Origin of the sequence: Metallosphaera sp. D4-4, assembly GCF_046245145.1 — an archaeon.
GTDB lineage: Archaea > Thermoproteota > Thermoprotei_A > Sulfolobales > Sulfolobaceae > Metallosphaera > Metallosphaera sedula.
Map to the genome: position 1 here is coordinate 1791297 of NZ_CP176412.1, position 18335 is coordinate 1809631.

The following is an 18335-nucleotide window of genomic DNA, read 5'->3' on the forward strand; positions in this document are numbered from 1 at the left end:
TAATCATGTTTTTGTATAGATTTATACATGGTTACTGTTCAAGACTTTTTCCGGAAGTTCATAGAATTTCAGAACTCTCCCAATGAGAAGTCCCTTCAGGAGATAGTTAAACTCCTTGGTCAACTGGACCTGAGGAGGTTCAACTGGGTAAGAGACGTCTTTGAGAACATTCACGTTATGGCGAGGGGGAGTAAGACGGCCCTGATCTGGAGGGACATGAACACGGGCGAGGAAGCGAAGCTAAGCTATCACGAGCTGTCCTTGATGTCCAACAGAGTGCTGAACACGTTGAGGAAACACGGCCTGAAGAAGGGAGATGTGGTCTATCTAATGACCAAGGTTCACCCCATGCACTGGGCAGTGTTCTTGGCCGTAATTAAGGGAGGTTTCGTGATGGTTCCAAGTGCAACCAACCTAACTGTAACAGAGATGAAGTACAGGTTCTCGGACCTGAAGCCCAGTGCCATCATCTCTGACTCGTTGAGAGCCCCAGTGATGGAGGAGGCACTAGGCTCCCTAAAGGTCGAGAAATTCCTCATCGATGGGAAGAGGGAGACCTGGAATTCCCTGGAGGATGAATCCAGTAACGCGGAACCGGAGGATACCAGGGGTGAAGACGTGATAATAAACTACTTCACCTCAGGGACCACTGGGATGCCCAAGAGGGTTATCCACACAGCAGTGTCCTACCCTGTGGGATCGATCACCACAGCCTCCATAGTCGGCGTCAGGGAGAGCGACCTCCACTTGAACCTGAGTGCCACAGGATGGGCCAAGTTCGCGTGGAGCTCATTCTTCTCTCCCCTTCTAGTAGGGGCAACCGTGGTGGGAATAAATTATGAGGGAAAGCTGGACACTAGAAGATATCTGGGTGAGGTAGAGAACCTGGGAGTGACCAGCTTCTGTGCTCCTCCGACTGCCTGGAGGCAGTTCATTACCCTCGACCTTGATCAATTCAGGCTTGAGAGGTTAAGGTCAGTGGTCAGTGCTGGGGAACCCCTCAACCCTGAGGTCATAAAGATCTGGAAGGACAAGTTCAACCTTACCATAAGGGACTTCTACGGCCAGACTGAGACCACCGCAATGGTGGGGAACTTCCCCTTCCTCAGGGTGAAACCTGGGTCCATGGGTAAGCCACACCCCCTCTATGATATTAGACTTCTTGGCGATGAAGGCAAGGAGATTACGAAGCCCTATGAGGTGGGTCATATAACCGTGAAGTTGAACCCTAGGCCCATTGGTCTTTTCCTCGGGTATAGTGACGAGAGAAAGAACATGGAGTCCTTTAGGGAAGGATACTACTACACGGGTGACAAGGCGTACTTCGACGAGGAGGGATACTTCTACTTCGTGGGAAGGGGGGATGACGTAATAAAGACCTCAGACTACAGAGTAGGGCCATTTGAAGTGGAGAGCGCTCTTTTGGAACATCCCGCAGTTGCCGAGGCCGCAGTCGTTGGAGTCCCAGACCCTGTGAGATGGCAATTGGTGAAGGCATACATAGTCCTAAAGAAGGGATACACACCTAGCAAGGAGTTGGCAGAGGAAATAAGGGAGAAGATGAAAACCCTTCTCTCGCCTTACAAGATACCTAGGATTATCGAGTTTGTGGATGAACTTCCGAAGACTATTAGCGGCAAGATCAGGAGGGTTGAACTCAGGAAGAGGGAGGAGGAAAAGAGGAAGAAGGGGGAGGTGGGACAGAACGAGTACGTCTTCTGAGGTGAGGACGCACACGGCCCTTCACGTGATGAAGGGGGCCCTTCAAAATGTGCTTAACACCAAGATCACTTATTCAACATACGTTAAGGAAAATCACGGAAGAATATCTGTAATCATGGACAGGAAACCCACAGACCTAGAAATGGAGAACGTCATTCGTGATGCCAATAGGATTGTGAGTGAAGGGTTACCTATCCTAAGGGAAATAGTTCCCAGGAACGAGGCTGAGAAAATTTACGGTAACGATATTTACGACTACTTCCCTGTCCCCCCAGAGGTCAAGGAACTGGTTATCGTGAAGATTCCCGGATGGAACATAAACGCCTGCTCCAAGGACCACACCCAAACAACCAAGGAGGTGGGTATAATACGCCTAGATTACTGGAGATTCAGACAAGCTAAAAGACTTCTTGAGGTAGCCTTTGACGTTACATGAATCAACTAAAGGATGAAACAATGGAACTCATTGAATTTATCACTGGTAAATCCTCAATCTTACCTGAATACTCGAACAGTTCCTCCATGAATGGTACCTGAACCACTGTATTAAACCTGGTAAGATCAAGCTTGGGAAGCTTGTAGCTTGGAGGTACCATGTTAATAACCAGGGACCTCCCCCTCACGTTAAGGTTCTTTGACCATTTACTCCAAAGGTAATCATCGTAATCAAGGGTCATTTTCAGGTTTATCTCCAGCGAATCAGACACGTAAACCCAATAGGAGTGGGTGTGCGGATACTTACTCAGGTACATCCCTATCTCAAGGCTAAACTCGATCTCGCTAGGTTCTATCATGCCCCTGTTATCATATACTACATGATCGTGGGGAAGGGAAATAACTTCCCTATACTTCTCCCTCACCTCCGTAGCTATGTCTTCCCTTGAGAATTGTCTCACGTCCTCCACAAGTCTCGGTCCGTCACCGTAAAACTTGAGAATGTGGAGAACTCCCTTGTCCACGTTTAACGTTTTCAAGTAATCATGTTCCTCATTATCTATGATACTAGCCATGAGACCTTTTCCCTTAATTCCTGCTAACCATGAGATGTAACCTGTCATGTCCCTGTCCACAACTATAATTTTCTTTCCCAGGGAGAGAAGGAACCTCACTAGAAGGAGAGTGATCATCGACTTCCCAACTCCTCCTTTGGCCCCCAATACTACAATCCTCATACATGAAAATTAGATTGATGGTACAAAAGAATTTTGTAAGATTGGTGAAGTTAGTGTCTTTCAGGTCTGAAACAAGTCCATATAAGATTTCTCATCTGGGGGGGTGTTCGTTTAGTTACCGAAAGTCTACCCCATATTACTCTGCATATATACTGTAACTAGGGATGAGTTCATTAATGCGTGTTGTGCAATCATTGTATGACTCAGATAGAGGATGAGCTCGAATCTATTGCACGCAGATTTCCCTTCAGGTACATCGAGGTTAGGCATCATCAAATTTCATCAAGAGTAATTTCCCTTATGAACGGTGAGTTGCTCGGAGTTTACGACGAGATTGAGGGAGGGTACTCCGTTAGGTACTTCAATGATGCCCTCTTTTTCATGTCATCACAGAACCCGAACGACCTTGAACCCAGTCCGGAGAGGGTCGTGGGATGGTCAAGTGACTTTTTGGATAACGAACCTGAGAATGGAACCTACCAGGTAGAAGAGAAAACCCCGCTCTCCTCAATTTCCCTAGAGGAGAAGATTGCCCTCTTAAAGGACATATCCAAGGAGGTGTTATCTCAGAGGATAGAGTCAAAGCTTCACAACTTCGTTCTGACCTATTCCGAGAGCGTAGAGGAGAAGGAGATCCTAATCAATGGCTCCAGGATTGTGGGGCGAGTCCCTAGAATCCTCATCTCATACAACCTAGTTATGTCTGGGAACGGTAGAACCATTACGGCATGGCATGAGCTGGGGGAGAGTGGAGGACTGGAGAGATTGAAGGAACTCAAGGTGGGAACTCATCTCGTGGAAAGGGTCAAATCGCTAGATCTTATTCTCCAAAGGGGGAAAGGAATAACCACAGAAAGGAGGGACGTGGTTCTTAGTCCTATCCTGAGCGGAATTATGGCTCACGAATCGGTGGGACATCCCTTTGAGGCTGACCGTGTCCTGGGAAGGGAGTTTGCGCAGGCTGGGACCAGTTACCTGGCTACTATGAACTCAAGGAAAATTGGCAACCCTGCGGTGAACGTAGCAGACGATCCAACAATACAAAACAGCATGGGTTATTTCCTGGTAGACGACGAGGGAGTTAAGGCCAGAAGGAAGCTCCTAATAAGGGAGGGTGAGGTAAACGAGCTATTGCAGAATAGATTCACCGCTAAAAGGAGTAACGTTCCCGACAACGGATCCGCTAGGGCATCGAGCTTTGATAGGGAACCGCTAATTAGGATGTCCAACACGTTTTTCGTTCCAGGCGATATGAACTTCAGGGAGCTGATTGAGGATGTGAAAGAGGGGATATTCTTCAAGACCTACATGGAGTGGAACATAGATGACATGAGGATGGGTCAGAGATACATTGGACTTGAGGCCTACGAGATAAAACATGGGGAGGTTGGGGAACCGGTCCTTTTCCCTGTCCTTGAGGGAAAGACCACGGAGTTCCTCTCAGCTATTGACGGGGCAGACGACTCGTTGGAGTTTTACCCTGGCACTTGTGGTAAAGGAGATCCAGACCAAGGAATACCAGTCTCCATGGGTGGCCCAAACCTCAGGCTCAGGAACGTCATGGTTAAGGTGATTTAAATGAACGCGTACGCTGTACAGGAGATATCTAGTCAGACTCTAGTCATCAAGGTTGTGGAGAGCAAGATTGAGACCATTCAAAGGTTGAGGGACAAGTACTACAATGTGCTCCTGAGAAAGGGGAATAGGTTCACCGTGACCAAGGTCAGTTCCTTAGACAAGGTGAGCCTGGACAAGGCACTAGATCAGCTTCCCGAGTCCAGGATAGTTCCCACGGTGTTGGAGAGGTCAGGTAAATATTCCTTCTCCAAGGTTGATAAGGGGGTAGTGAACCTCTTTGAGGATTCCTCACGTCTCCTTCCCCTCCTCAACTCCAGGTACCCCCTATACGGCACTGTCACGGCCACCGTAATTACCAAGAGGCTCACCACAATTCACGGATTTGAGGGGGAGGAGAGTAGAACCTGGTTCCAGGGATATTTCAGGGCCAAGAACGGGGATTATAGCGGACAATGGGCGTTTGCCTCCTCCTTCTACGACGAGAGAAAGGTGAAGGACACGATCTCCAGGGCTGAGGAGTATGCCTCCATCACGGGAAAATACGAAATCTCAGACGGAAAGTATGACGTTGTACTCTCTCCTCTGGTCATGGGTAATCTCATGGCTACTGTGGCCTACTCTGCCTCAGGTTACAGTATAATGACAGGAAACAGCTTTCTCTCAACCCACAAGCCAGGTGATGTTGTGGCCAGCCAGAAATTCACGTTGATCGATAACCCCAAGGGAGACGAGTTAAATTCCTGGGAATTCGACGACGAGGCGGTGCCTACTAGGAAGACAACCATAGTGAACAAGGGGGTCTACACCAGTCCCCTCCTCAACATAGAGGTTGGGAAGATGCTTAATCAAGACACCACAGGAAACGCAGGTTGGGTCTACCCAAGGCCGTGGACTCTGGAGGTCCTTCCTGGAGAGATGTCAGAGAGCTCCCTGCTGGAGGGTAATGTGATCCTCTTCAACAACAACTGGTACACCAGGTTCCAGAACAGGGCTGAGGGACAGTTTTCGACCGTTGGGAGGGATGCAGTTGTGGTAATAAGGGGAGGTAAACCTGCAGGAGTGGCAGGAAGGGTGAGGATAGCTGACAAACTGGGAAAAATAATCTCCGGAATAAGGGAGCTTTCCAAGGAAAGATATCCTGTAGCTTGGTGGGACGCACCCTTACCTGGGGTTTACCCATTTGCCCTAGTCGAGGGAGTGAACTTAACCAGAGCTTAGTTGATTACGTAGAGCCTTTTTATCTATCTTATTAGTGGAAGTCTTCGGGAATTCCTTTACGAAGACGAACCTGTCTGGAATCCACCACTTCTGCAATTTCCCTTCCTCGACCTTAGTCAATAGGAACTGTCTTATCTCCTCTTCTTTTAGATCTCCCTTGGGAACAATGAATGCCACAGGTCTCTCTCCCCACTTCTCGTCTCTCATGCCCACAATGGCTACCTCTCCTACCTTAGGATGGGTGGAGATGATGTCCTCAAGTATAAGCGAGGGGATGAACTCGCCTCCGCTCTTTATGGCGTCCTTATCTCTGTCCACGATCCTGATGTATCCATACTTGTCCACAACCGCCAAGTCTCCAGTATGAAGCCATGAGTCCTTCCAGAGCTTTTCTGTCCTCTCAGGATCCTTATAATACGACCTCGTTAGCCAAGGCGCCCTGGCAATTATCTCGCCCACAGTCTTCTCGTCCCTAGGAACGTCATTTCCCTTCTCATCAACCACCCTTACCTGAGACAGGGGTATGGGTACTCCTGTCTTTATCTGCTGGAGGAACCTATCCTCCTCTGGCAACTTCTCCACCTCAGGTGTATAATAGGCCACGGTTAGTACAGGGGCTGTCTCGGACATCCCATATCCTACGGCAATGTTTATCCCCATCTTCCTAGCTGCATATGCCAGTCCAGTGGGCAAAGCCGACCCACCTATCATAACCTTCCAACCCTTAAACACCTCTGGATATTTGGACGCGTTGGGGTGAGATAGAATCATGTAAAGGATTGTGGGAACCATGGCTGAGAATGTCACATGTTCCTTTCTCATAAGCTCTATCTCCATCGCTGGGTCGTACCTACCAGGCAGAACATAATTTGCCCCCACAATCATTGTGACGTAGGGGAACCCCCACTGGTGAACGTGAAACATGGGAACGAGAATCATGAAGTTGTCGTCTTGTGACGACCGAAGTGGAGGCTTAGATGTGGTGAGTGCCACGCTCATGGAATGAAGAACCAGGTCCCTGTGCGTGAACCATACACCCTTCGGCTCACCTGTGGTACCAGAGGTATAGAAAACGGTCGCCTGCATGTCCTCCTTAATGTCCTGTGGAGGCAACCTTTCACCGCTCTCCTGGAGTTCCCAGAAATCGTGGGTAGGGAAACTGGTCTTAACCTTCTCTCTCTCATCTGAATATGTTATCACTCCCTTCAGCCCACTAAGAAAGGCCTTTCCCTTCTCGAGGAGCGGGGTAAACTCATCCCTGACAATGGCCCACTTATCCTCAGCGTGAAGCACTGTCTTGAGCATGACCTCAGGGGGATATCTAACGTTAACTGTGTGCAGGACAGCCCCTATCATGGGCACGGCGTAATATGCTGTCATATAAACGTCTGTGTCCCAGTCAACTACAGCCACCTTGTCACCCGGCTTCACGCCAATCTTAAGAAGCGATTGAGCGAAGGCTTCTACTCTCTCCCTAAACTTGGAAAATGTGTAACGCCTCCTATCCCTATACACGATCTCCTTGCTTGAGTACACGGTGGACCCGTAGTCGAGAAGCTTATCCACCGTTAAATTGTAGTTATAATATCCCATGCATATCATACCTTTTCTTAGCATTTAAGTTTAGTTATACATTTTTTCTATATGTAGTAAAACCCTGATTCTCTAGCTTGGAAAGGTGATATCTTACCTCCAGCTCTTGTATCAAAATTCACGAGCTAAATTTTATATTTTGCTCGATATATCTATACACGATCTAACTTGTTTCCTTTTGAAAACTTGCAGGATTTTGAAATAAAGATATCCGAAGATCATGAGCTGTTCAGGAGAACAGTGAGGGAATTTGCAGAGAAGGAGCTTCTTCCCAACGTTCAAAGAATAGAGAGGGAGAACTCTATCCCTGATGAAATCTACCAGAAGGCCTGGGAGATGGGCCTAATGGGTGTTGGAATTCCTGAGGCCTACGGTGGCCAGGGAGGAGACATGATGATGACCACCATAGCCAACGAGGAACTTTCAAGGGTGTCTCCAGCATTCATGGTAAGGATAGGAGCTAATCATCTTTTCACTACCCCTGTCCTAATCTTTGGAACCGAGGAACAGAAGAAGAAGTATATCCCACCAGTAGCTAGGGGTGAAGTTTTCGCCGCCCACGCCAATACTGAGCCTGGGGCAGGTAGTGACGTCGCCGGAATAAAGACAACTGCAAGGAAGGAAGGAAATAAGTGGATACTGAACGGGAGGAAGTACTTCATCACAGGGTCTGATAAGGCATCCTTCCTTGTGGTCTCAGCTAGGACAAGTCCTCCGCCCAGCAAGAAGGAGAGGTGGAAAGGGTTGACTTTCTTCATTGTGGAGAGGGACTGGCCCGGCGTTAAGATAGGATCTAAGATAAACGTTATGGGGCTTAGGGGAGAGCAACCCAACGAGGTAATACTGGACAACGTGGAAGTACCAGAGGAGAACGTCCTGGGAAAGGTGGATGAGGGCTTTAAGGTTGCGGTCACGACATACGATAGGGGCAGGGTTGGCGTAGCGGCCCAAGCCGTGGGAATTGCCCAGGGAGCATTCGAGAGGGCCTTCAATTACTCGCTACAAAGGCAGGCCTTTGAGAGGCCCCTAATCTCCTTTGAGGGGATAGCCTTTAAGCTGTCTGACATGTTGGCTCACCTTGAGTCAGCGAGGTTACTCACCTACTGGGCTGCAACCCTAGCTGAGAAAAACCACAACCTAGCAGTAACTGCGGCCTCGCTGGCAAAAATGATCGCTACTGAGGTAGCGGAACAGGTTTCTTCCCTGGCCATAAAGATACACGGTGGAGCAGGAGTAGAAGTTCAGACTGGAGTAGAACGTTACCTAAGGGACGCAATGATCACCACCATATACGAGGGAGCCAATGACATACAGAGGTTAATGGTAGCCAGGGATCTAGTAAGAAAACTTGTGGGGATAGACATACAACTTTCCTGAGGTCTTGATCTTGAAGGTAACCGTAATCGGATCAGGAGTAATGGGGCACGGCATTGCCGAACTTGCTGCCATTGCTGGTAACGAGGTTTGGATGAACGACATCTCGACGGAGATTCTGCAACAGGCAATGGAGAGGATAAAGTGGAGCCTCTCAAAACTGAGGGAATCTGGATCCCTCAAGGAAGGAGTTGAGCAGGTACTGGCGAGGATTCATCCTGAGACGGACCAGGCACAGGCCCTCAAAGGGTCTGATTTTGTAATAGAGGCGGTAAAGGAGGACCTTGAATTAAAGAGGTCTATTTTCCGAAACGCTGAGGCTCACGCATCTCCGTCTGCGGTGTTAGCTACGAACACCAGTTCCCTGCCAATTTCAGAGATAGCCTCTGTGTTGAAGTCGCCGCAGAGGGTAGTTGGAATGCACTTCTTCAACCCTCCAGTCCTGATGCCCCTTGTGGAGATTGTGAGGGGAAAGGACACATCCGACGACGTAGTGAAGGCCACAGCGGAGATGGCGAAATCAATGAACAAGGAGACCATAGTCGTGAAGGACGTTCCTGGATTCTTTGTGAACAGGGTACTTCTAAGGATAATGGAGGCTGGATGTTATCTGGTTGAGAAAGGTATCGCCTCGATTCAGGAGGTAGATTCGTCAGCCATAGAGGAACTAGGTTTCCCAATGGGCGTTTTCCTTCTTGCAGATTACACGGGACTCGACATAGGTTATAGCGTGTGGAAAGCCGTTATGGCGAGAGGCTTCAAGGCTTTCCCGTGTTCTTCCACAGAGAAGTTGGTGTCCCAAGGTAAACTTGGAGTCAAGTCAGGAAGCGGATATTACCAGTATCCATCCCCTGGAAAGTTCGTTAGGCCCACTCTTCCTTCAACCTCCAAGAAGCTGGGAAGATACCTCATATCACCCGCAGTCAACGAAGTGAGCTACCTTCTTAGGGAAGGCATAGTTGGGAAGGATGACGCTGAAAAGGGATGCGTTCTAGGCCTAGGGCTACCCAAGGGAATTCTCTCCTATGCAGATGAGATTGGGATTGATGTTGTGGTGAAGACCCTTGAGGAAATGAAGCAGACAAGTGGCATGGATCACTATTCCCCAGATCCCCTTCTGGTCTCCATGGTTAAGGAGGGCAAGTTGGGAAGGAAGAGTGGGCAGGGATTTCACACCTACGCTCACGAAGAGTCAAAGTACTCCACGATCCTCGTGAGGGTGGAACCACCACTAGCGTGGATAGTCCTAAACAGGCCCACTAGGTATAACGCAATCAACGGGGACATGATAAGGGAGATAAACCAGGCCCTAGACTCCTTAGAGGAGAGAGAGGACGTTAGGATTATTGCGATTACTGGGCAAGGGAGAGTGTTTAGTGCAGGGGCTGATGTAACTGAGTTCGGTTCCTTAACCCCAGTCAAGGCCATGATTGCATCTAGGAAGTTCCACGAAGTTTTCATGAAGATTCAGTTTCTGACCAAGCCAGTGATAGCAGTGATCAATGGTCTCGCCCTTGGAGGAGGGATGGAGCTAGCCCTTTCAGCAGATTTCAGGGTGGCATCTAAGACTGCGGAGATGGGACAGCCGGAGATAAACCTGGGCCTAATACCCGGTGGAGGAGGAACTCAACGCCTCTCTAGGTTGAGTGGAAGGAAAGGCCTAGAGCTCGTGTTAACGGGTAGAAGAGTAAAGGCTGAGGAAGCATATCAGCTGGGGATTGTGGAGTTCTTAGCTGAACCCGAAGAGTTGGAGTCTGAGGTAAGAAAATTGGCCAGCGCCATAGCCGAGAAATCCCCACTGGCAGTGGCCTCAGCGAAACTGGCCTATAAGCTGGGAGAGGAGACTCATATCTGGACAGGAACCTCCCTGGAGGCTAGCCTCTTCGGTCTCCTCTTCAGCACGAAGGACTTTGAGGAAGGGGTAAGGGCTTTCCTAGAGAGGAGGAAACCCAACTTTAGGGGAGAATAATGAGAGCTTTCGCTGCGGTACTCGAGAGGTTCTCAGAACCCCTAGTCTTGAGAGAGGCGGATGTGGGCGAGGGCCTCCCTGTCAAGGTTAAGGCTTCAGGAATGTGTGGGAGGGACCTGGTCATATGGAGGGGAGGATTCAGGAACCTGACGCCTCCCCTAATTCTCGGCCATGAGATTTACGGCGAGTATGAGGGAAACCCGGTGGGCGTATACGGTGTTGAGACTTGTGGGGAATGTAGGTACTGTAGAGCCGGGAAGGAGAACCTATGTGAGAACGCTAGATTCCTGGGAGAAGCTAGACCTGGAGGATATGCGGAAGTGGTTACGGTGAAAGAGGGGGGAATCTTCCCATTGCCCGATAGGGAATACGAGAAATACGCTGCAGGGGTATGTCCGCTGGCAACTGCCATACACTCCAGCAAGGTTGCGGGGGTCAAAAAGGGAGACACTGTACTCGTGACTGGAGCAGGCGGAGGAGTGGGAATACATACCATCCAGTACCTTAAGTCCTTGGGAGCTAGGGTAGTCTCTGTTACGTCTCCTTCTAAGAGCGAGATCGTGTCCAGATTTTCGGACCAGGTTATAACACAGAAGGACTTCTCCAAACAGGTTAAGGATGTTGACGTGGTTATTGAGCTAGTGGGTTCAGAGACCATAAATGAGAGTTTAAGAGCCCTGAGAAGGGAGGGAACCCTAGTCCTAGTGGGTAACGTGACAGGAAAGGAAATTTCCCTAGCCAGACCTGCCCTCACCATCATGAGGGAGCATAGAATAGTTGGGTCAGCGTCATACACGAGGGCTGAGGTAGGGGAGGCGGTCAAACTTATACATGAGGGGGTCGTGAAGCCTGTGTATAGAAAATATCATCTGAGAGAAGTTAATACAGCGCTGAAGGACTTAATGGAAGGGAGAGTGTTGGGAAGGGCGGTACTAGTTACAGGATGAGGAGATAAGTAGATGCGTAATCCTCGTTCACCATCAAACATGCAAGAACTTTCATCACCTTCCAAGAGAGTCTAACTTACTCACTCTCTCAACATCTAATCTCGAGAAAGGGATGAGACGGTGAGTAACTTTCCTCTACTTTTTGAGGAGAATACTTAAAAAAGTTATTAAACTAAGATTAGTCTATATGTAATATATCCCTCAGGCTCCCTTTTAGAGACGTCAAGCTTAACCCTCGAGCCAACCTTTATCTTCTCCCTAGGACCGTCCACCCATGCGGTCACATTTACGTCCCCAAACCTGGCTATCCCAACAACGTAATCAGGGTAGTGGGCAAATGAAGGAGGCTTCACTGAAATCACGGTGTACGTCAAAATTTCGCCTTCCCCCTGGATCTCCTTCCACTCTAGGTTTGAGGTTCTACACTTGGGGCAGTCATCCTGGGGCGGGAAATATACTGTTCCGCACTTTGAACATCTAGTGGCTAGGACCTTCCCCTTCTTAAGCTCATCAAAGAATTTCGATATTCTCTTTACCGGAATCTGATACCTGAGGTCAAGTTCCCTTACATCTGACCATAGGGGATTTCCTGTTTTCGGCTCAGGATAAATGGGTAGTCCCGTCATCTTGGTTAGCATGTCCAGTTGCTTTAGGACCTCAGCTATTTCCTTCTGCTTTGCATCCCTTACGTCTGATATCATAGTCCCGGCCTCCTTGTGGAGAAGAGAGTGACGTAGGCGTAATGACCTGTGCCACCTACGTTATGAGCCAAGGCTCTCCCATTCCTTATCTCAGCCTGCATTCCCTTGTTGGGGGCCCTATACAGTAGTTGTCTAGTTAAGGAGACTGCCATGCTAACCCCTGTGGCGCCTATTGGGTGTCCCTTGGCCTTGAGGCCTCCATCAACGTTAACTGGAATCCTCCCTCCTATGTAAGTCTGGTCCTCCCTAGCTAGGGTGAGGCCCTCGCCTCTCTTCGCGAACCTTAGGTCCTCATAGGCTATTATCTCAGCTATTGTGAAGCAATCGTGTACATCTGCAACATCAATTTCCTTCCAGGGAGAGTCGAGATTTATCTTTGCCCTCCTATAGGCCTGCTCCGCTGCCATCCTGGCCGCATCTATGGTAGTGAAGTCAGTCCTCCTGGATAGGTTAGCTGTCCCCGATCCGACCCCCTGAGCTTCAATCCAGACAGGCGAGTCAGTGTACTTGTTGGCTACCTCCTCAGAGGCTAGTATGACCGCTGCTGCCCCGTCCGTAATGGGGGAGGAGTCGAGTAACTTTAAGGGCCATGCCACAGGGCGGGACTTGAGGTATTCCTCCATGGTTATTTCCTTCTGGAAGTGGGCATAGGGATTCAGGGCTCCATAATGATGAGCCTTGATAGCAATCTTGCCTAGATCCTCCTCCTTGAGGCCGTATTTGTTCATGTATGCTGTGGCGTACAGGGCGTAGTATCCAGGGAAGGTCAGACCGAAGTTCTCAAACTCCCAGAAGTAGTTGCCGGCTCTTCCTATCATCTCGACTACGGTGGGATTTGGGGATTGATGCATCTGCTCGACCCCGATGGCCATAGCTAAATCTGCCTCACCTGACTTCACTGCCAAGTACGCGTCCCTAAGGGCGGCGCTCCCAGAAGCACACGCAGCTTCAACCCTCATGGTACCGCTGGGCGCTAGGTTACAGTATTCGCCAATAACCACAGCGGGGAGAGGTTCAGCACTCCAAGTTCCCACATTTCCCACAGAGAAGTATTGGATGTCCTTCTGTTCCACGTTAGCCTCTTCGAGGGCTTGTTTAACTGCCTCCCAGGCCAGCTCCTGAAGATTCACGTCAGTCCTAGAACCAAATTTGGAGTGGCCTGTTCCAATAATAGCTACATTGGTCATAGTAGGATAATGGTAATTGTAGATTTTAACTTAAATGGGGGTTTAAGGGGGCAGAAGTCCCCCATCCTTAAGAGAAAAGATACCCATCCTTAAGGTCGGAATAGTTCACATTGATACTTGAAGACCTGGTAGTTCAGGATGAGTTCACGCTATTTATGGTGGTTAAGAATCATAAAAACTGAATTTATCAGAATCACTCATTAAGATTCGCATCCCAAAGATTACGTGAGGTGGTCCTTGAACCACTGTAACTTTATTGTTAACCTGTGCATCATGTTGTCTGGTCTCCCTCTCCTTGCGTGTTCATGCCCGTCTCCCTGATATCTCACCAGCTTACTCTCGACTCCCCTAGATCTAAGGGCCACGTGAAACTGCTCCGCCTGTTCTATAGGGCATCTGTAATCCTCTTCCCCATGAATGAACATGGTGGGAGTACTTACTTTCCCAACGTAGTATATTGGGGACATTCTCATTAACTTCTCCATGTTTTCTGGATTCCAAGGATCGTCAACCCCTGACTCCACGGCATTGAACCAGAAGCCTATGTCACTCGTACCGCACATGCTAACTAGGTTCGAGATACCCCTCTCACTCACTGCAGCGGAAAAGATCTCAGAGTGAGTAATGATCCAGTTTGTCATGAAACCTCCGTAAGACCCTCCCGTGACTCCCATCCTCTTAGTCAGGTTAAACTGCCTCCTAGCATCCTCCACAAACTCCAGTAGTTCTGCCATGTCCCTTCCTCCCCAGTCCCCAACGCATCCCTTGGCGAACTCCTCTCCATAACCCTGGCTTCCTGTTGGGTTAGCGTAAATCACGTTGAAACCGTTTGAGGCGAAAAATTGAAACTCGATGAAGTAACCGTAACCGTAGGCCATATGTGGCCCACCGTGAATGAAGAGGATTGTGGGCTTATCTCCCGTGATGATGCCCCACCCCTCTATCTTGGAGCTAACCCTCACGGGCATGAGCCCTTTCACATTTGGGTTCGGATCGTATACCTCTCCACGGAACAGAAGGGAGGGCTTTTCAGGTGTCATGAAGGAGTAAACCAAGGAGTTCCCGTCGTAGTCAAATAACCTCACCACCTGTTTCCCTTCAGTCAACTTGTCAACCTTACTGTCGCTTATCCGGTACAGGTTTACCTCTCCTCCCATCTGGCCCAAGGTGATGACTTGGTCCTTGAGGAAAACTAGCCTTTCCTTAGCCCCATCAAAGACGTCTGTGAGGACCGTGGAACCGCACGTATTCCCGCACAAGTATCTTTCCCCTCTTTCAGGGAAGATCACCTCCCTCACTGCCCACGGAGACTTCCCCTTATCATGTCCTAGATACGCAACGTCCCCCTCAGAGTTCATGGCAACTGCAACTATCATACCGTCCTCCTTGGTTATCCTCCTGGTCTCTCCGGTCTCAAGATCAAGCTCGTAAAGGGCATTCAAGCCTAGATCATCGTCTGGTTGGGTAGTAGATACAACTACCCTCTTGCCGTTAGTGGAGAAGTCAGTAACGTCAAAATCTCCTCCCAGAACCTTGACCACGTCGTTGCCCTTCATGAGGTAGAGCGAAGTCCTTGTCCTCAGAAGCCCCCTTCCGTCAAACCTATACTTCCTCTTTTCCGTGATAAAGGGTGTGGAGGGAGCTTGCTTATCCAGAAGATCTTCTCCCAGGATGAGTAGGCCTTTCTCATGCTTTTCGAACTTGAGTATCTTACCCAGCTCCGCGACCTTTCTGGGTTCCCCATAGGGTGACTGAACCAGCAGTGTTGCTGAACCGTCATTCCTAACGTAATATAGATCTTCTCCCAGGAACCTAGGGAGGGAGACCTTGCCCTCTAGGATTGGTCTACGATTCAGGAAGATGGTCGTTAAGTAGGCATTGTCCTTTATCCAACTCTCACCGTGTATGAGTCCCTGGGGCTCAAGTTTGACTTCGGATATGACTTTCAAGGAATACGCTTCCTTGGGATCCATAAGGAGAGTAGGGGCTCAAGGTATTAAGCTGTTGGGGAATAACAAGAACTAGAACTAGATATAACGTGAAGACAAGGCCCACTAAGACTTCTCCTTGTTTGCCTTGGCCTTAGCCTCGTTCCTAAGCACATACTTCTGCATCTTACCCGTGGCGGTCATGGGTATGGGACCGAACTCCACAATCTTGGGACATTCGAAGTGAGCTAACCTCTCCTTGCAGAACTTTATCACCTCCTCCTCCGTGAGCTTGACTCCTTCCTGTAATTCTATCCTCGCAGTTACCACTTCTCCCCATTTCTCGTCTGGAGTACCATACACGGCTACTGCCTTCACGCCAGGGATCTCCATAAGGGTCTTCTCTACGAGAATGCTGGAAACCTTCTCGCCTCCTGTGTTGATCAGGTCCTTGAACCTATCCACTATCTCGATGTAACCGTCTGGGTGAACCACGGCAGCGTCTCCAGAGTGGAACCACCCATCCCTGAAAGACTCCGCGGTCTTCTCAGGGTTCTTATAATAGCCAAGAGCTACATTGTGACCCCTCATTACCACCTCGCCTATGGTCTTCCCATCCCAGGGAACAGGTTTGCCGTTAGCGTCAAACACGTCCATCTCAAAGCTCACGTATGGTATGCCCTGCCTTGCCTTGAGCTTGGCCTGTTCCTCCAGGGGAAGCGAGTCCCATTCCCTTCTCCACTCACAGATGGAGTGGGGCCCGTAGGTCTCTGTAAGACCATACACATGACACATGTAACCGCCAATCTCCTGCATTGCCTTCAAGGTAGCCGGGGCGGGAGCTGCGCCTGCCACTAACATGTGGACCCTGTTACTGAACTTAAGGTTGTTACGTTTCATGTAATCCGCTAGGTTCACATACACCGTGGGGGCAGCGCACATGTGGGTGACTTTCTCCTTCTCCACGAGCCTGTATATCAGAGGGTAATCCACCTTGTCTAGGCACACGTTGGTTGCTCCCACAGCGACCGTGGCCCAAGAGAAACCCCAGGACGCAGCATGGAACATTGGGAGGGTCCAGAGGTAAACCGAGTTGAGGTCCATCTGGTGTTCCAGTGCCTCGGCCATGGCGTTAAGGAAGGCACCCCTGTGATGATGCATTACCCCCTTGGGCAGACCCGTAGTGCCTGAGGTGTAGTAAAGCGTTATCATGGAGTATTCCTCCTTCACTGGGATAGGGAGAGGATCCCTCGACCCTCCCTTCACTAGCTCGCGATAGGTCATGCTCACCTCTTTCCGGGCTGTCTCGCTGGCACTGGGATTGTCTGGGTCCTCCAGGAGGATGATCTCGGCCTTGATCTGGTCCTTTACCTCCAGCAGTGAGTTCAAGTATGGCTCGTCCACCACAACGAACTTGGAGTCGGAGTGGTTGATAATGTAGGCCATCTCCTTAGGTGAGAGCCTGAAATTGATGGGGACTAGAACTCCGCCCGCGTATGGAACCCCAAAGAACGACTCGAGGAACTCTGGCCTGTTCCTTGAAATGAAGGAAAGTTTGTCTTCTCTCGAGAACCCTCTCCTCATCAGGGCACTGGCCTGAACCATGACGTTGTCGTAGAAGGTGGAATAGGTGTATCTACTGTCCCTGTAAACAACTGCCGTCTTGTCCTTGAAGTATTTCCCAGCTCTCTCAAGGAAGAGGAGAGGGGTTAGAACCGAGTACCAAGAACCTGTTGGATCTACTCCCTCGTAGTTGGGTATTTTGAATCCGCCCATCAATTAAAGAGAATGGTTATGGCTTAAAAACGTTGAGAGGGCTTGGACTTTAACCTTGTATCAGTACCGGATAACATAGGAGGTTGCACACCCCCACCTGCTTCGAAGTCATGGGGTTCCACCTCACGTTCCTTAGGTCTTTTCCAGAGATCACCACCGACATCAGACCCTGAAACTTAGGCAGTCGAAATTCTAACTCGAGCTCCTGCCCCATCCTCCAGGTCTTAGGCCTAATGGTCTCGATCCCACGAACGTAGTACGGCTCTGGAAGGACCATTGCAATAGGCTCCCCTAGATCGTAGGATCTCTTCTCAAGGTTTCTCTCACTTACCTCCGCCCTGAAGAGTGTAACCCTTTCAGGAATCATGTGAAAAACATTACCCTTTGTATGAAACATGTTGTCCTTAACTCGTGGAGGACTCTTCCATTGTATCCACGCAGAGACCATTGTGACATCCACGTAGACGTAATTTCGATCTCTAGCTAGACCCACATCGCCGTAATTGAAACACGGATCAAGGAGGGTGTCCCTATGTCCCCACCCGCTATCAGCATCCCTGTAAACCATGTCCATGATTATACCCCTAACGGCTTCCTCAACCATGCGCTCTGGATAATTCCTAAATTGAACGTAACCTATGGCTTCCTCAGAGTAGAAGTAATTTCCATGCATCGCGAAGTAATAGAATGGTGGGAGGCCCTGCCTATCATAGTGATTGAAAAGCCTCTCCCTGAGCATGTAATTGGCCCTGTATTGTGCGACCCCAGTGTTGGCATACCTGACCTCTGGAACTCCGTGTCTTCTCCTGAGTTCGTTAACTAGGCTAAGGATCTCACTAGGTAACAAATCACTCCTTCCTCGGAAGGGAGGGTACAAAGGGCTCCCTGGAGAACAAGGGCTCGCCGTTCACCAACTTCACCTCCACCAGGGAGCAGTCGTTGGGACAAGGGGTTTTCGAGTCTGGCGGTTTCACAAGTCTCCCCGAGGATAGATCGAACTCTGCCCCGTGAAAGGGGCACCTTATCACTTTTCCATTAACCTGGGAATTGGAGAGAGGTCTTCTTTTGTGAGGACAGCCAGCAAGCCAGATTCTCTCCTTCCCCTCATCCCTGAAGATCATCAGGGGGTAACCCTTTACCTCAAAAAACTCAATCTCCTTTGACATCCCG

The 18335-nt window shown here is 49.5% G+C and carries 15 protein-coding genes; 7 read left to right on the top strand and 8 right to left on the bottom strand.

The annotated features are described in order from the left end of the window. Positions 1 to 27: 27 nt before the first annotated feature. Positions 28 to 1722 (top strand): acyl--CoA ligase, encoded by a 1695-nt coding sequence (locus ACI49J_RS09680; protein ID WP_240254311.1) that lies wholly within the window; start codon positions 28 to 30, stop codon positions 1720 to 1722. Between the two features lie 28 nt (positions 1723 to 1750). Then, the gene (locus tag ACI49J_RS09685; RefSeq protein ID WP_318552105.1) at positions 1751 to 2158 is read left to right on the top strand and encodes an alanyl-tRNA editing protein; all 408 of its coding nucleotides are present in this window, start codon (positions 1751 to 1753) and stop codon (positions 2156 to 2158) included. A gap of 1 nt (position 2159) precedes the next feature. Here the strand turns inward: ACI49J_RS09685 and ACI49J_RS09690 are convergent, their stop codons facing one another. Then, entirely contained in the window at positions 2160 to 2894 is a 735-nt protein-coding gene (locus ACI49J_RS09690; protein WP_240254309.1) for a P-loop NTPase, read from the bottom strand. 198 nt (positions 2895 to 3092) lie between these two features. Between ACI49J_RS09690 and ACI49J_RS09695 the strand changes: the two genes are divergently transcribed. Together ACI49J_RS09695 and ACI49J_RS09700 are read left to right on the top strand one after the other, a co-directional pair. Beyond that, positions 3093 to 4472: a TldD/PmbA family protein gene (locus tag ACI49J_RS09695; RefSeq protein ID WP_240254308.1), complete on the top strand. Its 1380-nt coding sequence runs from the start codon at positions 3093 to 3095 to the stop codon at positions 4470 to 4472. After that, positions 4473 to 5690: a TldD/PmbA family protein gene (locus tag ACI49J_RS09700; RefSeq protein WP_240254306.1), complete on the top strand. Its 1218-nt coding sequence runs from the start codon at positions 4473 to 4475 to the stop codon at positions 5688 to 5690. It begins immediately after the preceding gene. Here ACI49J_RS09700 and ACI49J_RS09705 read toward each other — a convergent pair. Further along, entirely contained in the window at positions 5676 to 7283 is a 1608-nt protein-coding gene (locus ACI49J_RS09705) for a long-chain-fatty-acid--CoA ligase (protein ID WP_275691923.1), read from the bottom strand. The genes ACI49J_RS09700 and ACI49J_RS09705 overlap by 15 nt on opposite strands. Positions 7284 to 7451: 168 nt before the next feature. Here ACI49J_RS09705 and ACI49J_RS09710 point away from each other — a divergent pair, with 168 nt between their 5' ends. The 3 genes from ACI49J_RS09710 to ACI49J_RS09720 are packed head-to-tail and all read left to right on the top strand — an operon-like array spanning position 7452 to position 11573. Continuing rightward, entirely contained in the window at positions 7452 to 8660 is a 1209-nt protein-coding gene (locus ACI49J_RS09710) for an acyl-CoA dehydrogenase family protein (RefSeq protein WP_240254304.1), read from the top strand. A 40-nt stretch (positions 8661 to 8700) separates the two neighbouring features. Then, positions 8701 to 10626, top strand: a complete 1926-nt coding sequence (locus ACI49J_RS09715; protein ID WP_240254457.1) for a 3-hydroxyacyl-CoA dehydrogenase/enoyl-CoA hydratase family protein — start codon at positions 8701 to 8703, stop codon at positions 10624 to 10626. Further along, positions 10626 to 11573 (top strand): alcohol dehydrogenase catalytic domain-containing protein, encoded by a 948-nt coding sequence (locus ACI49J_RS09720; RefSeq protein WP_240254302.1) that lies wholly within the window; start codon positions 10626 to 10628, stop codon positions 11571 to 11573. The genes ACI49J_RS09715 and ACI49J_RS09720 overlap by 1 nt, the downstream gene beginning before the upstream one ends. 167 nt (positions 11574 to 11740) lie before the next feature. On the opposite strand, the gene ACI49J_RS09725 is transcribed toward ACI49J_RS09720, so the two are convergent. The 6 genes from ACI49J_RS09725 to ACI49J_RS09750 form a co-directional block, all read right to left on the bottom strand. Beyond that, positions 11741 to 12274 carry a Zn-ribbon domain-containing OB-fold protein gene (locus tag ACI49J_RS09725; protein ID WP_240254300.1) on the bottom strand — a complete coding sequence of 178 codons (534 nt, stop codon included), beginning with the start codon at positions 12272 to 12274 and terminating at the stop codon, positions 11741 to 11743. Beyond that, positions 12271 to 13461, bottom strand: coding sequence for a thiolase domain-containing protein (locus tag ACI49J_RS09730; RefSeq protein WP_240254299.1), 1191 nt, complete (start codon positions 13459 to 13461; stop codon positions 12271 to 12273). Before ACI49J_RS09730 ends, ACI49J_RS09725 begins: the two co-directional genes overlap by 4 nt. 221 nt (positions 13462 to 13682) lie before the next feature. Further along, positions 13683 to 15434, bottom strand: a complete 1752-nt coding sequence (locus ACI49J_RS09735; RefSeq protein ID WP_240254298.1) for a S9 family peptidase — start codon at positions 15432 to 15434, stop codon at positions 13683 to 13685. An 81-nt stretch (positions 15435 to 15515) separates the two neighbouring features. After that, positions 15516 to 17165 (bottom strand): acyl--CoA ligase family protein, encoded by a 1650-nt coding sequence (locus ACI49J_RS09740; protein WP_409366337.1) that lies wholly within the window; start codon positions 17163 to 17165, stop codon positions 15516 to 15518. 49 nt (positions 17166 to 17214) lie between these two features. Continuing rightward, on the bottom strand, positions 17215 to 18012 hold the full coding sequence (locus tag ACI49J_RS09745) for a CAP domain-containing protein (protein ID WP_240254296.1): 798 nt from the start codon (positions 18010 to 18012) through the stop codon (positions 17215 to 17217). Between the two features lies 1 nt (position 18013). Beyond that, a complete protein-coding gene (locus ACI49J_RS09750; protein ID WP_240254295.1) occupies positions 18014 to 18331 on the bottom strand; it encodes a Rieske 2Fe-2S domain-containing protein in 318 nt (105 codons plus the stop codon). Positions 18332 to 18335: the final 4 nt, after the last annotated feature.